Raw genomic sequence first — 14,038 nt, forward strand, 5'->3', positions numbered from 1 at the left:
AGTTTCTAGTCGCCCGCCCGCTGGAGCCCTTCTGCCGGAGGATGTGCCATGCCCCCGTTCGACCCCGCCGACCCCCTCGGCATCGACGACCTGCTGGAGCCGGAGGACCTCGCGATCCGCGCGACCGTGCGGACCTGGGCCGCCGACCGCGTGCTGCCCCATGTCGCCGACTGGTACGAGAAGGGCGAGCTGCCGGGGATCAGGGAACTCGCCCGCGAACTCGGGGAGATCGGCGCCCTCGGGATGTCGCTCAGCGGCTACGGGTGCGCCGGCGCCTCCGCCGTGCAGTACGGGCTCGCCTGTCTGGAGCTGGAGGCCGCCGACTCCGGGATCCGCTCCCTCGTCTCGGTGCAGGGCTCTCTCGCCATGTACGCCGTCCACCGCTTCGGCAGCGAGGAGCAGAAGCAGACCTGGCTGCCCCGCATGGCGGCCGGCGAGGTCATCGGCTGCTTCGGGCTCACCGAACCCGACCACGGCTCCGACCCCGGCTCCATGCGGACGTACGCCAAGAAGGACGGCACGGACTGGGTCCTGAACGGGCGCAAGATGTGGATCACCAACGGGTCGGTCGCCGGGGTCGCCGTCGTGTGGGCGCAGACCGACGACGGGATCCGCGGGTTCGTGGTGCCGACCGACACGCCGGGATTCTCGGCGCCCGAGATCAAGCACAAGTGGTCGCTGCGGGCCAGCGTCACCAGCGAGCTGGTCCTCGACGACGTACGGCTGCCCGCCGACGCGGTGCTGCCGGAGGTCGTCGGGCTCAAGGGGCCGCTGAGCTGTCTTTCGCACGCCCGGTACGGGATCGTGTGGGGCGCGATGGGGGCGGCGCGGTCGTGTTTCGAGACCGCCGTCGACTACGCGAAGACGCGGGAGCAGTTCGGGCGGCCGATCGGGGGCTTCCAGCTCACCCAGGCCAAACTCGCCGACATGGCGGTCGAACTGCACAAGGGGATTCTGCTCGCCCACCATCTGGGGCGGCGCATGGACGCCGGCCGCCTGCGTCCCGAGCAGGTCAGCTTCGGCAAGCTCAACAACGTCCGTGAGGCGATCGAGATCTGCCGTACGTCACGGACGATCCTCGGTGCCAACGGGATCTCCCTCGAATACCCCGTCATGCGGCACGCGACGAACCTCGAGTCGGTGCTGACGTACGAGGGCACCGTCGAGATGCATCAGTTGGTGCTGGGCAAGGCGCTCACCGGACTGGATGCCTTCCGGTGAACCCTGCCTGAGGCAGGGCCGACGAGCGGCCCTGCCTCAGCTCTGGTTGAAGAAGCCGTCCGTGCGGTGCTGCGCGGGATCGCCGTTCACGATCTCGGTGTTGGCGGGGGTCAGCAGGAACACCCGGGTGGACACGCGCTCGATGGAGCCGCGCAGTCCGAAGATCAGCCCCGCCGCGAAGTCGACGACGCGCTTGGCGTCACCGGCCTCCATCGCGGTGAGGTTCATGATGACGGGGACACCGTCGCGGAACAGTTCGCCGATGGCGCGGGCGTCCCGGAAGCTGTCCGGGGTGACCGTGCCGATGCGACGGCCCTTCTCCTCGGCGACATCCGAGGCCACCTTGACCCGTGGGTCGGTGACCCAGGCATCCCCGGGCTCGGTCCCTTCGGAGTATCCGTCGTCGTCGTAGTAACGCTCGTCATCGTTGTCGTCAACGAGGCCCAGCCAAGCACTCGCCTTGCGCACCGATCCCATGGACGCCTCCTCTCACAGCGGTTTCTCTTGCTTCTGTATCCCTATGGTCATCCATGATGCGGATCGCGCGCCAAGTGGATAGCCGCCGCGCGGGGGGTTTGTGACGGTACTGGTGCACAGGGAATACGTCGAGAGCCCAGGTACCCCAAGGGTCGTTTCCCATACGGCTGCTGACTGTGAGTGAAATATGATTCTTCACGGCGTATGGGTGAGGGCCGGGGCGTACGGGTGAACGGGGCGGCCGTGCGAACCCGCTGCTCAACGCCGTGCCGACCACGGGGAATCGCCGTACTCGGATTCCTCGGGCCCGGCTGCCGTCGGCTTGCGCGTATCGATTCTGACGGCGGATCAGGCCGGTGAGGTTTTTGCCGGAGAGGCCGACGCGGATCCGGACACCGATACGGCCCCGTGCCCCAAAGGTGTTTCACTTCCGGCGGTCGAGATCGCGTCGGACCGGGCCGAGGCGGTGCCGTCCGTGCCCGAGCCGCACACGGTCAGGACGGGGCGGTTCGCGGTGGGCGGTTTTCGGCGATACGGCGAGCGGGGTCGGCAGGCGCCGATTCCGGTTCGCGTACCCGTCCGCGCCGGACGCCGACGGCCGTACGTCGGTCGGCTTCGACCGAACCCCGCCGACGCCCCGAGCCTTCGCCGACCACTGCGTCTGCCGCTTTTCGCCGCCGGGAAACCCTCTCGGCGGCGCGGTCGAAACAGGGGAGTGGGACGTGGTTCGAGGCGTGGCCGTTCCCTCTGAAGCACAAAGGTCTTTCAAAGCTTGACGGCCGAAAGGCGCCCTTGCGCCGACCGTCCGTTCGGCCGAATACTCCCCCTCAGCGCTTGTCAGGGGCACGGCGTGTTCGAAAACCGGACGGTCGTGCCGCTGACTGCGCCTCACGGGCCCCGACCCCACGCGGGCCCCCGACTTCCCCTGGGAGGGAACGAAACGTGAGGATCAAGCGCACCAACCCCCGCAGTGGCATAACGAGACGGACCCGGCTGATCGCCGGTACCACCGGCCTCGTGGCCGCGGCCGCGATCGCGGTCCCCAGCGCGAACGCGACCGCTGCGACCCCGTTCAGCACCACCGAACTCAAGAGCGCCAGCAGTTCGGTGCTCAAGGCCGACATCCCGGGTACCGCCTGGGCCGTCGACAGCAAGACCAACCGTGTGGTCGTCACCGTCGACAGCACGGTCTCGCAGGCCGAGATCGCCAAGATCAAGGAGCAGGCGGGCAGCAACGCCGACGCGCTCACGATCAAGCGGACCCCGGGCAAGTTCAACAAGCTGATCTCCGGCGGCGACGCCATCTATGCGAGTAGCTGGCGCTGCTCCCTCGGCTTCAACGTCCGCAGCGGCAGCACCTACTACTTCCTGACCGCCGGTCACTGCACCGACGGCGCGGGCACCTGGTGGTCGAACTCCTCGCACACGACCACGCTCGGTTCGACGGCCGGGTCCAGCTTCCCGACCAACGACTACGGCCTCGTCAAGTACTCGACGAGCTACCCCACGTCCTCGATCTCCGGCACCGTCGGCAGCGTCGACATCACCAGCGCCGCCACCCCGAGCGTGGGCACCACGGTCTACCGCCGCGGCTCCACCACCGGCATCCACAGCGGCCGGGTCACCGCGCTGAACGCGACCGTCAACTACGGCGGCGGTGACGTCGTCTACGGCATGATCCAGACCACGGTCTGCGCCGAGCCCGGCGACTCCGGCGGCCCGCTCTACTCCAACAGCGGTATCGCCTACGGTCTGACCTCCGGCGGCAGCGGCAACTGCTCCTCCGGCGGTACGACCTTCTTCCAGCCGGTCACCGAGGCACTGAGCGCTTACGGCGTCAGCGTCTTCTAGGACCGGCAACGGCCTGCAGCGCAGCCGGCACCTGGTGAGCCCCCGTACGCATCCGTCGTACGGGGGTTCGCCGTGATCATGACGGGGTCCGGTCCGGTGCCGCGCAGAGCCAGTCCAGTACGGCCGGCAGTGCCTTCAGAGCGCCGAAATGCCCGGTGCCCTGCTGGAGGACGGGGCGGACACGGGGGATGCGCTCCGCCAGCCACGTGAAGTGGCCGACCGGCGAGAACGTGTCCTGGGCGCCGTGCCACAGCAGGACCGGCCGGGTGACGGCCCCCGGGTCGAAGCCCCAGTCGCTGAGCAGGGCGAGTTCGTCGTCGAGCCAGCCGTACGACGAACCGCGCAGCGCCTCCCGGTAGGTGCGCAGCAGCAGCTCGCCGACCGCCGGGTCAGAGACGATCCGCCGGTCGGAGTCCGTGAGCCCGTCACGCAGCGAGACGAGCAACTGCGCGGGATCGCGGCGGATGTCGGCGGCGCGGGCGGCGAGGCGCTCGGCGAAGGAGAGCGGGTCGGTGAGCGCCCGGGTGAACTCCTCGACCCGGGACGCGGCCATGCCGTCGAACCAGCGCAGGTCCCTCGCGTCCGGGGGCGCGGGTGACGCCAGCGCCGCCGCCCGCCGTACCCGGGAGGGCAGCAGCGCGGCGCAGGCCAGAGCGTGCGGGGCGCCGCCGGAGTGGCCGAGCACCGAGAAACGGCCGAGCCCGAGAGCGCCGGCCAGTTCCGCCACGTCCCGGGCGGCGTCGGCCACGCGGCGTCCCGGCAGGCGGTCCGCATCACCGTAGCCGGGACGGTCGTAGGCGATGAACCGGATGTGCGGGTGCGCGGTCACGACGTCCGGGGGTACGACGCCGAAGCGGCAGCCCGGGGTGTCGTGCAGCAGGACGACCGGTGCGCCGTCCGGGTCGCCGTACTCCTCGACCGTCAGCCGGCGGCCGTCCTGAGTCCTGATGCCGTGGACCACCTGTGTCCTCCGTCTCCCCTTTGTGTACACAGCGGAGCTACCGTCGAAGTACACACCTTGAGCGCCTGGTTCGGACCCTGGGGGTCGCGATGGTCGAGGAGCTGGTGGCGGCGGGCGTGACGCTCGTGTCCGCCGGAGCGGTGTACGTGATGGCGGCCGCGCGGGTCGTCAAGCAGTACGAACGGGGCGTGGTCTTCCGCCTCGGAAAGCTCCGGCCGGACGTGCGCGGACCGGGGTTCACGATGATCCTTCCGGGCGTCGACAAGCTCCGGAAGGTCAACATGCAGATCGTGACCATGCCGGTGCCGGGGCAGGAGGGCATCACCCGGGACAACGTCACCGTGCGGGTGGACGCCGTCGTCTACTTCAAGGTGACCTCGCCGGCCGAGGCGGTCGTCCGGGTCGAGGACTACCGGTTCGCGGTCGCGCAGATGGCGCAGACCTCGCTGCGGTCGATCATCGGCAAGAGCGAACTGGACGATCTGCTGTCCAACCGCGAACAGCTCAACCAGGGGCTGGAGTTGATGATCGACAGCCCGGCGGTGGAGTGGGGGGTCACGATCGACCGGGTCGAGATCAAGGACGTCTCGCTGCCCGAGACCATGAAGCGGTCCATGGCCCGGCAGGCCGAGGCGGACCGGGAGCGGCGGGCGCGGGTCATCAACGCGGACGCGGAGCTCCAGGCGTCGAAGAAGCTGGCCGAGGCGGCCAAGGAGATGTCGGAGCAGCCCGCCGCGCTGCAACTGCGGCTGCTGCAGACGGTGGTGGCGGTTGCGGCGGAGAAGAACTCGACGCTGGTGCTGCCGTTTCCCGTCGAGCTGCTGCGGTTTCTGGAGAGGGCGCAGCAGCCGGTGCAGGAGCCGGTGCAGCAATCGCTGCAGGAGCAACGTGCGCCTCTTCAGCCCCGGCCGGGTCCGGATTCCGAGGGGTCGAATTCAGGACAGGACTAGACCTCAGGCTGATGAGGAGTTACTCGCTCGTAGTGTTTGCAGCGTGAACGGCCTGGGGTGACCGTGGACTGTCAAAAACGGCGAGGGCGCGCCATCGCGTTTCACGCGCGTGCACGCCCTGGAGACCGTCCAGCGTGCGACGGCCGCCGGGGCTCGGTCGAACACTGCGGCCGAGCCCCTTTCCGAGGAATCCACCGAGACCGACACATCCGGGTCCGAATAGCCGTTTCCGCAGGTGAGAGGTGGCTCGAACCATGTCGTACACACGTTCGGTTTTTGGTCTATGGTGGAGGTGAGGCGATAGGGAACTGATGTTCGACAGCGGGAGGTGTGGATGCCTGGCTTCACTCATCTGCACACCGTCTCCGGGTTCTCCCTGCGCTACGGCGCCTCGCACCCGGAGCGCCTCGCCGAGCGTGCCTTCGAGCGGGGGATGGACGCTCTCGCCCTCACCGACCGCGACACCCTCGCGGGCACGGTCCGGTTCGCCAAGGCCTGTGCGAAGGCGGGGGTGCGGCCGTTGTTCGGGGTGGGGCTGGCCGTGGAGGAGGCCGAGCCCGTACGGCAGGAACGACGCCGTGCTCCCGTGCGCGGCGGTGCCTTCGTCGACGAGTCGGCTCCCCGTGTCACCTTCCTCGCCCGCGACGGCGCCCGCGGCTGGGCCGACCTGTGCCGGCTCGTCACGGCGGCGCACTCCGACAAGGGCGAGCAGGGCACGCCGCTGCTGTCCCGGGCCGAGAACCGGGGGGACGGGCTGACCGTGCTGCTCGGGCCCGACTCCGATGTCGGCCGTGCCCTTGCCGCCGGCCGCCCCGACCGGGCCGCCCGGCTGCTCGTCCCCTGGCGGGAGGCCTACGGCGACGCCCTGCGCCTCGAAGCCGTCTGGCACGGGCGCAAGGGCACGGGACCGGGCTCCCTGCGGCTGGCCGCCCGTACGGTCGGATTCGCCGCCGAGCAGCGGATCCGACCCGTGCTCAGCAACGCCGTACGGTACGCCGACGCCGGCCTGGGCCCGGTCGCCGACGTCCTGGACTCCGCCCGCCGCCTCGTCCCGGTCGGTGCCGTCAAGGAACTGGACTCCGGTGAGGCCTGGCTCAAGGACCCGGGCGCCATGCTGGCGGCCGCCGAGCGGATCGTCGAGGCCGCGGGCTTCCGGCGCGAGACCGCGTACCGGCTGCTGGAGCAGACGCAGGCGACGGCCGCCGAGTGCCTGGTCGATCCCGAGGACGACCTCGGGATCGGCACCGTCCACTTCCCCGAGCCGCATCTCGTCGGCGCGGGCCGCCGCGGTGCCCAGCGGGCGCTGGCCTCACGGGCGGCGGCCGGGATGGTGCTGAGGGGATACGCGGGCAGGCGCGCGTACTGGGAGCGGATGCACGAGGAACTGGACATCATCGCCCACCACGGCTTCGCCTCCTACTTCCTGACGGTCGCTCAGGTCGTGGACGACGTACGGGACATGGGCATCCGGGTGGCGGCTCGTGGCTCCGGCGCGGGCTCGCTCGTCAATCACCTCCTCGGCATCGCCCACGCCGATCCCGTCGAGCACGGGCTGCTGATGGAGCGGTTCCTGTCCACGCGGCGACTCGTGCTGCCCGACATCGACATCGACGTGGAGTCCGCGCGCCGCCTGGAGGTCTACCGGGCGATCATCGGGCGGTTCGGGACCGAGCGGGTCGCCACCGTCGCGATGCCGGAGACGTACCGGGTGCGGCACGCGATCCGGGACGTGGGGGCGGCCCTGTCCATGGACCCCGCCGACATCGACCGCATCGCCAAGTCCTTCCCGCACATCCGGGCGCGGGACGCCCGCGCGGCGCTGGAGGAACTGCCTGAACTCAAGGCGCTGGCAGGGGAGAAGGAGCGTCACGGCAGGCTGTGGGAGCTGGTCGAGGCCCTCGACGCCCTGCCGCGCGGGATCGCCATGCACCCGTGCGGGGTGCTGCTCTCCGACGCGTCTCTGCTCAGCCGTACGCCGGTCGTGCCGACCAGCGGCGAGGGGTTTCCCATGTCGCAGTTCGACAAGGAGGACGTCGAGGATCTCGGGCTGCTCAAGCTCGATGTGCTGGGCGTGCGGATGCAGTCGGCGATGGCGCACGCGGTCGCGGAGGTGGAGCGGGCGACGGGGGAGCGGGTCGACCTGGACGCCGTACCGCCGGGCGACCCGGCGACGTACCAACTCATCCGGTCCGCCGAGACGCTCGGGTGCTTCCAGATCGAGTCGCCGGGGCAGCGGGACCTGGTGGGGCGGTTGCAGCCGGCCACCTTCCACGACCTCGTCGTCGACATCTCGCTCTTCCGGCCCGGTCCGGTCGCCGCCGACATGGTGCGGCCGTTCATCGAGGCCAGGCACGGGCGGGCGCCGGTGCGCTATCCGCACCCGGACCTGGCGGAGCCGCTGAAGGGGACGTACGGGGTCGTCGTCTTCCACGAGCAGATCATCGACATCGTCGACATCATGACCGGGTGCGGGCGCGGCGAGGCGGACCGGGTGCGGCGCGGGCTGTCCGACCCGGAGTCGCAGGGGCGGATCCGGTTCTGGTTCGCGCAGCACGCGGCGGCGAACGGATACAGCGCGGAAACGATTCAGCGGACCTGGGAGATCGTCGAGGCCTTCGGGTCGTACGGCTTCTGCAAGGCGCACGCGGTCGCCTTCGCCGTACCGACGTACCAGTCGGCGTGGCTGAAGGCGCACCGCCCGGCCGCCTTCTACGCCGGGCTGCTCACGCACGACCCCGGGATGTATCCCAAGCGGCTGCTGCTGGCGGACGCGCGGCGGCGCGGGGTGCCGATCCTGCCGTTGGACGTGAACGAGTCGGGGGTCGCACATCGGATCGAACTGGTGTCTGAATCTGCCGGTTCTTCCGAACGCTGGGGACTGCGACTGGCCCTGTCCGACGTGCACGGCATCAGCGAGGCCGAGGCGGCGCGGATCGCCCAGGGGCAGCCGTACGCCTCGCTGCTGGACTTCTGGGAGCGGGGGCGGCCGAGCCGTCCGGTGGCCGGGCGGCTGGCCCAGGTCGGCGCGTTGGACGCCTTCGGTGCCAACCGGCGTGATCTGCAACTGCACCTGACCGAGCTGCACCGGGGCGCACGCGGTGGCCGTGGGGACCAACTCCCCTTGTCCGGCGGGCGGAAGACGGCCCCGGCCGGGCTGCCGGACCTGTCCTCCGTGGAGCGGCTCAGCGCCGAGCTGGGAGTGCTGTCGATGGACGTCTCGCGCAATCTGATGGACGACCACCGTGAGTTCCTGGCGGAGTTGGGCGTGGTCAGCGCACGGCGGCTGCGCGAGGCGCGGCACGGCGAGGCCGTGCTGGTCGCGGGGGCCAAGGCGGCCACCCAGACACCGCCGATCAGGTCCGGCAAGCGGGTCATCTTCTCCACCCTGGACGACGGCACCGGCCTGGTCGACCTCGCCTTCTTCGACGACTCCCACGACGCCTGCGCGCACACCGTCTTCCACTCCTGGCTGCTGCTGGTGCGCGGGGTGGTGCAGCGGCGCGGCCCGCGCAGCCTCAGCGTGGTGGGCGCGGCCGCCTGGAACCTGGCCGAACTGGTCGAACTGCGGGACGGCGAAGGCCTCGACGCGGTGGCGGCACGGCTGGCCGAGCCGGTGCCGGAACGGGCCGGTGACGCGAGTGGCGATCCGACCGGCGGCCGGCGAATCCAAATGCCGACGGGATACGAACTGCATCCGTGGGCCGATCTGCGACCGGCGGGTCAAGAGGCTTCACAGGTACGGAAGTTGTGGCACCAGAGTCCGGGGAGTGCGGGATGACCATCCTCTGCGTACGTTTCCAGCTGCCGCCGACGCGGGAGGCGGCCCTGCCCGAACTGCTCGGCCTCCTGGAGGAGTTCACCCCGGTCGTCGAGGCACTGCCACCGGACCGGGCACTGGCCGATCTGCGGGGCGCCGAACGCTACTTCAAGCGGGACGCCGTCGAACTGGCCTCGGTGATCCGGGTCCGCGCCCTCGCCCTGCACGGCGTCGACTGCGCGATCGGCGCCGGACCCGGACCGATGCTGGCCCGCATGGCACTGAAGGACGCCCGGCCCGGGGTGACCCGTTCGGTTCCCGAGGACGCGGCGGCGGACTTCCTCGCCGGCCGGCCCGTCGCCGCGCTCCCCGGCGTGGGCGCCGCGACCGCCCGCACCCTGTGCGAGTACGGCCTCGACACCCTGGGCCGGGTCGCCGCCGCACCCCTGTCCACGCTCCAGCGCCTGGTCGGTGCCAAGACCGGCCGTGAACTGCACGAGAGGGCCAACGGCGTGGACCGCGGCCGAGTGGTCCCGAACGGCGTCTCGCGCTCCCTCGCCACCGAACGCCCCTTCAATCGCGACGAGTTGGACCCCGACCGGCACCGCCGCGCCCTGCTCTCCGCCGCCGAGGAACTGGGCTCCCGGCTGCGCGCCCTCGACAAGGTCTGCCGCACCCTGAGCCTCACCGTGCGCTACGCCGACCGCACCGCGACCACCCGCAGCCGCACCCTCGGTGAACCCACCGCCCACTCGGCGGCCCTCACCAGGGCGGCCTACGGCATGTACGAGGCCCTCGGTCTCCAGCGCGCCCGAGTCCGCTCCGTCTCGCTGCGCGCCGAGGGCCTGGACCCCGCCGAACAGGCCTCCCACCAGCTCACCTTCGACCCCACCGACGACAAGCTCCGCCGCATCGAGGAGGCCGCGGACCGCGCCCGGGCGAGGTTCGGACCACTGGCGGTGCTGCCGGCGACCCTGGCCGCGTAGGTCAGTTGGCCCATGGCGGGGTGATACGGGATCCGTCCGCCAGTGTCGCCTCCAGGCCGATGGAGGTGGTGACCCAGGTGAGGGCGGTGTGATCGGTCGGGTTCTCGACGGCGAAGGTCACCCCGGGACTGACGATCACCGTGTCGCCCGCGGTGATCCGATGAGTGCTGTCGTCGAGGGTGATCATGAGTTCGCCGATGAGCAGATGGAAGATCTCCTCGCGGTTGACGGTGTGCGCCGGTGCCTTCGTGCCCGCGGGGATCTCGCCGCGCCAGGCGCAGAGTTCCTTGGCCCCGCTGAGGGGAGTGGCGTACGAGACGAAACGGGCGCCGTGGATCTCGTGGGTGACGGCATCGGACGAGCGGACTACGGGCATGCGGAACCTCCGGGTCGTAGATGGTCAAGCAGCTTGACTATATGACTCCATAGTCAAGCTGCTTGACCAATCCGTCAAGGGTGTTTCAATGCCTGAGTGCAGAACTCCGAAGCCCTCGCCCTGACCGCCGCCCTGCTCGCCGCCGCCGGTGATCTGACCCAGCGCATCAACGACGGGGTGGTCGCCCGGGGCTTCGAGGCGCGGCCCGCCTGGGGCTTCGCGTTCACCCGGCTCGCGCCGGACGGGGCCACGGTCACGCAGCTCGCCGGCCACCTCGGAGTGACCAAGCAGGCGGCGAGTCAGCTGGTCGACGAGATCGTGCGCAAGGGGTACGCCGAGCGGCGGCCGCATCCCGAGGACGCGCGGGCCCGGCTCATCGTGCTGACCGAGCGGGGGTGGGCCTGCACCCGTGCGGCGGAGGAGGCCGCCGCGGAGGCCGTGCGGCCATGGGTCGATGTACTCGGCGAGAGTGAAGTGCGCGCGTTGCGTGAGCGATTGGGGCGCATTGCTCCCTATGGTCCCATCAGGCCCGTCTGGTGACGGTTCATCGGTGGACGCATTCGGCGTGATTACCACTGGAAGTTTTTACTGACGCGTAACTTCACAAGTGCACTACTCGTCCGTAACTTTCGAATTGAACAGCATCCTCGTGATCCGGGTCACAGGGCGTACGGCCATCGAAACTCCCTTGAGCCGCAAGGAGATCACCCGATGCTGCCCTGGAAACGAGCCCTCAGACCCCTCGCCGCCCTGCTCCTGACCGCCGCGGTCGCCGTCGTCCCTGCCGCCGGTGCCGCCCAGGCGGCCGGTGCCCCCAGCCATGGCTGGAACGACTGGTCCTGCAAGCCCTCCGCCGCGCACCCCCGCCCCGTCGTCCTCGTCCACGGCACCTTCGCGAACTCCGTCGACAACTGGCTGTCCCTCGCCCCCTACCTGGAGAACCGCGACTACTGCGTCTTCTCCTTCGACTACGGTCAGTTGTCCGGCGTGCCCCTCTTCTTCGGCCTCGGCCCCATCGACAAGTCGGCGGAGCAGCTGAAGACCTTCGTCGACACGGTGCTCGCCGCCACCGGCGCCCCCGAGACCGACCTCGTCGGTCACTCGCAGGGCGGCCTGATGCCCCGCTACTACCTCAAGTTCCTCGGCGGAGCCGCCAAGGTGAACGCCCTCGTCGGCATCGCCCCCGACAACCACGGCACCACCCTGTCCGGCATCACCAACCTGCTGCCGTACTTCCCGGGCATCCAGGACCTGCTCACCACCCACACCCCGGCCCTCGCCGACCAGGTCGTCGGCTCCCCCTTCCTCACCAAGCTCAACGAGGGCGGCGACACCGTCCCCGGTGTCAAGTACACGGTCCTCGCCACCAAGTACGACGAGGTCGTCACGCCGTACCGGAGCCAGTTCCTCAGCGGGGCCGGCGTCCACAACGTCCTGTTGCAGGACCTGTGCCCGCTCGACCTCTCCGAGCACGTGGCCATCGGCCTGTTCGACCGGATCGCCTTCCACGAGGTGGCCAACGCACTCGACCCCGCCCACGCCGCCGCCACCACCTGCGCGGCGGCCCTGAGTTGAGAGCGGCCGGGGCCTGTCCGGCCTGAGCCGCCGGTCAGGCCCCGGAGTTCAATCGGTCAACGGCCGTGCCGTCCACCGCTGTTCGCCGCGCGCCGACGCACCGAACCGAACAGGACCGCGGCGCCGACCGCGAGCGTGGCGGCGCCGCCCATCGCGAGATACGACGTGCTGCTGTCGCCGCCCGTCTCGGCGAGGTTCTGCGAAGCGCCCGCCACCTGCACGTCGTTGGCCGCAGGGCTCGCCGTCCCGGTGGCCGCCACCGGTCGCGCCGACGTACCGGCGTCGTCGTCACCATGCCCGTGGTGCTCGATCGTCGACTTGCGGGAGCCGTCCTCGATCTGCTCCTCGGAGGGTGCGGAGGCGCTCGGGGCAGGCGTCGAACCGCTCGCCGCCCCAGCGGAGTCGCCCCCGCCCTCGAACATCACGTCCGAGCAGGAGTAGAACGCCTCGGGACTGTCCGAGCGCTGCCAGACGGCGTACAGGAGCTGTCTGCCGGAGCGCTCGGGGAGCGTGCCGGAGAACGTGTAGAAGCCGCCCGTGGCGACCGGGTCGGTGGCCGTGGCGACCGGGTTCGACAGATCCAGGTCGTTCCAGGCCAGTGGCTGTGTCGGGTCGTAGCCCGGCTTGGTGAGGTACACCGTGAAGGTGCCCTTGTGCGGGGCGGTCACGCGGTACCTGAAGGTGTACGACCCGCTGCGCACGCTCGTCGCCGGCCAGTCGGCGCGGGCCAGGTCGAGCCCCTTGAACTCGTCGTTGTTCGCGCTGCACAGCCTGCCGTCCGGGATCAGCTCCTGGTGGCGCCCGTTCGCGTCGCCGATGCGGATGCCGTTCCAGTCGTAGAGCGCCTGGGTGCCGCCGGCCGCGACCGCCGCCCCGCACGCGTCCGACCTCGGGCTCTCGGGACCCTCCGCGTAGCACTGCGAGACCCGGCTGACCGGGTCGCCCATCGAGCCGTGCGCGGCCGCCGGCACGGTCAGGGCGAGCGGGGCCAGGCCGACGGCAACGGCAACGGCAACGGCGGCTGCGGCCTTGTGGCGTGCGGGCATGAAGGATCTCCTCGGAACCGGTACTGAGGGGTGCCGGATCAAAGAAACCGCGAAATCCCCAGCCTGTGACGTTCGGTGGCGATCTTTATGGCCCTCTTAAGGGAGTGCTGAGGCGGAGATCAGGTAGGTAGCGTGCGGGCATGACGAACGAGGAGATCCGACGCGCCGACGCGGCCGACGTACCGACCGTCAAGGCCGTGACCGACGCGGCGTACGAGCACTACATCGAGCGCATCGGGCGGGTGCCGCAGCCCATGGAACGGGACCACGCGGCGAACGTCGCCGCGGGGCAGGTGTTCGTCACGGGCGACCCCGTGATCGGGCTCGTGGTGGTCGAGGAGTACCCGGACCATCTGTACCTCGACAACATCGCCGTCCGCCCCGACGCCCAGCGACAGGGCGTGGGCGGACGGCTGCTGCGGTTCGTCGAGGCACACGCGCGTGCGCTGGGGCTGCCCGAGGTCAGGCTCTTCACGAACGCGCTGATGTGGGAGAACCAGGAGATCTATCCGAAGTTCGGTTATGAGGTCGTGGAACGGCGAGTGGACGGGCCCTATGACCGCGTCCACTACCGCAAGCGACTGGTCTGACACGGAGCATGCCTGCCGCCGTCAGCCGTCGGGCCACCAGGTACGCGCGATGTCCTTGCGGACCTCGGGTCGTCCCGCGGGGCGCTCGTCGGCCTCCTCCGGGAGTCGCCGGGCATCCGTCCTCTTCAGGGGCTTCTGCACGGTGGTACGGCGCATGGCTGCCTCCTTCAAGGTCCACCGAGTTCCCGCGTTCTCACGGAGGTAGACCCTTTGGGGGAGAGTTCCTCATCGCTCAGCGGTCTGTCAGT

14 protein-coding genes are annotated in these 14,038 nt (G+C 70.3%); 9 read left to right on the forward strand and 5 right to left on the reverse strand.

Features of this window, described 5'->3' with window-relative positions; all coding sequences use genetic code 11:
* Positions 1-48: 48 nt before the first annotated feature.
* A complete protein-coding gene (locus ABZT02_RS22225) occupies positions 49-1,221 on the forward strand; it encodes an acyl-CoA dehydrogenase family protein (RefSeq protein ID WP_356019722.1) in 1,173 nt (390 codons plus the stop codon).
* Between the two features lie 36 nt (positions 1,222-1,257).
* On the opposite strand, the gene ABZT02_RS22230 is transcribed toward ABZT02_RS22225, so the two are convergent.
* A complete protein-coding gene (locus tag ABZT02_RS22230) occupies positions 1,258-1,698 on the reverse strand; it encodes a cell division protein SepF (RefSeq protein ID WP_164428030.1) in 441 nt (146 codons plus the stop codon).
* Between the two features lie 419 nt (positions 1,699-2,117).
* On the opposite strand from ABZT02_RS22230, the gene ABZT02_RS22235 reads away from it, so the two are divergent.
* Together ABZT02_RS22235 and ABZT02_RS22240 are read left to right on the forward strand one after the other, a co-directional pair.
* Positions 2,118-2,474: a DUF1684 domain-containing protein gene (locus ABZT02_RS22235; protein ID WP_356020134.1), complete on the forward strand. Its 357-nt coding sequence runs from the start codon at positions 2,118-2,120 to the stop codon at positions 2,472-2,474.
* Positions 2,475-2,640: 166 nt separating this feature from the next.
* Positions 2,641-3,549: a S1 family peptidase gene (locus tag ABZT02_RS22240; RefSeq protein WP_356019723.1), complete on the forward strand. Its 909-nt coding sequence runs from the start codon at positions 2,641-2,643 to the stop codon at positions 3,547-3,549.
* A gap of 76 nt (positions 3,550-3,625) precedes the next feature.
* Here the strand turns inward: ABZT02_RS22240 and ABZT02_RS22245 are convergent, their stop codons facing one another.
* Complete coding sequence (locus ABZT02_RS22245; protein WP_356019724.1) at positions 3,626-4,510, reverse strand: alpha/beta hydrolase; 885 nt, start codon at positions 4,508-4,510, stop codon at positions 3,626-3,628.
* Positions 4,511-4,599: 89 nt separating this feature from the next.
* Here ABZT02_RS22245 and ABZT02_RS22250 point away from each other — a divergent pair, with 89 nt between their 5' ends.
* The 3 genes from ABZT02_RS22250 to ABZT02_RS22260 all read left to right on the forward strand — a co-directional run bounded on the left by ABZT02_RS22250 (position 4,600) and on the right by ABZT02_RS22260 (position 10,203).
* On the forward strand, positions 4,600-5,460 hold the full coding sequence (locus ABZT02_RS22250; protein WP_356019725.1) for a slipin family protein: 861 nt from the start codon (positions 4,600-4,602) through the stop codon (positions 5,458-5,460).
* A 334-nt stretch (positions 5,461-5,794) separates the two neighbouring features.
* On the forward strand, positions 5,795-9,238 hold the full coding sequence (gene dnaE / locus ABZT02_RS22255) for a DNA polymerase III subunit alpha (RefSeq protein ID WP_356019726.1): 3,444 nt from the start codon (positions 5,795-5,797) through the stop codon (positions 9,236-9,238).
* Positions 9,235-10,203: a hypothetical protein gene (locus ABZT02_RS22260; RefSeq protein WP_356019727.1), complete on the forward strand. Its 969-nt coding sequence runs from the start codon at positions 9,235-9,237 to the stop codon at positions 10,201-10,203. The genes dnaE and ABZT02_RS22260 overlap by 4 nt, the downstream gene beginning before the upstream one ends.
* A gap of 1 nt (position 10,204) precedes the next feature.
* Here ABZT02_RS22260 and ABZT02_RS22265 read toward each other — a convergent pair whose 3' ends face one another.
* Entirely contained in the window at positions 10,205-10,579 is a 375-nt protein-coding gene (locus tag ABZT02_RS22265; protein ID WP_356019728.1) for a cupin domain-containing protein, read from the reverse strand.
* Positions 10,580-10,675: 96 nt separating this feature from the next.
* Between ABZT02_RS22265 and ABZT02_RS22270 the strand changes: the two genes are divergently transcribed.
* Together ABZT02_RS22270 and ABZT02_RS22275 are read left to right on the forward strand one after the other, a co-directional pair.
* The gene (locus ABZT02_RS22270) at positions 10,676-11,119 is read left to right on the forward strand and encodes a MarR family winged helix-turn-helix transcriptional regulator (RefSeq protein ID WP_356019730.1); all 444 of its coding nucleotides are present in this window, start codon (positions 10,676-10,678) and stop codon (positions 11,117-11,119) included.
* Positions 11,120-11,290: 171 nt separating this feature from the next.
* Positions 11,291-12,154, forward strand: a complete 864-nt coding sequence (locus ABZT02_RS22275) for an alpha/beta fold hydrolase (protein WP_356019731.1) — start codon at positions 11,291-11,293, stop codon at positions 12,152-12,154.
* Between the two features lie 56 nt (positions 12,155-12,210).
* Here the strand turns inward: ABZT02_RS22275 and ABZT02_RS22280 are convergent, their stop codons facing one another.
* Positions 12,211-13,200, reverse strand: coding sequence for a lytic polysaccharide monooxygenase (locus ABZT02_RS22280; protein ID WP_356019732.1), 990 nt, complete (start codon positions 13,198-13,200; stop codon positions 12,211-12,213).
* 140 nt (positions 13,201-13,340) lie between these two features.
* Between ABZT02_RS22280 and ABZT02_RS22285 the strand changes: the two genes are divergently transcribed.
* Entirely contained in the window at positions 13,341-13,790 is a 450-nt protein-coding gene (locus ABZT02_RS22285; protein WP_356019734.1) for a GNAT family N-acetyltransferase, read from the forward strand.
* A 21-nt stretch (positions 13,791-13,811) separates the two neighbouring features.
* On the opposite strand, the gene ABZT02_RS22290 is transcribed toward ABZT02_RS22285, so the two are convergent.
* A complete protein-coding gene (locus ABZT02_RS22290; RefSeq protein ID WP_020117828.1) occupies positions 13,812-13,946 on the reverse strand; it encodes a hypothetical protein in 135 nt (44 codons plus the stop codon).
* Positions 13,947-14,038 lie beyond the last annotated feature (92 nt).

Origin of the sequence: Streptomyces sp. NPDC005402 (assembly GCF_040606575.1) — a bacterium.
Lineage (GTDB): Bacteria > Actinomycetota > Actinomycetes > Streptomycetales > Streptomycetaceae > Streptomyces.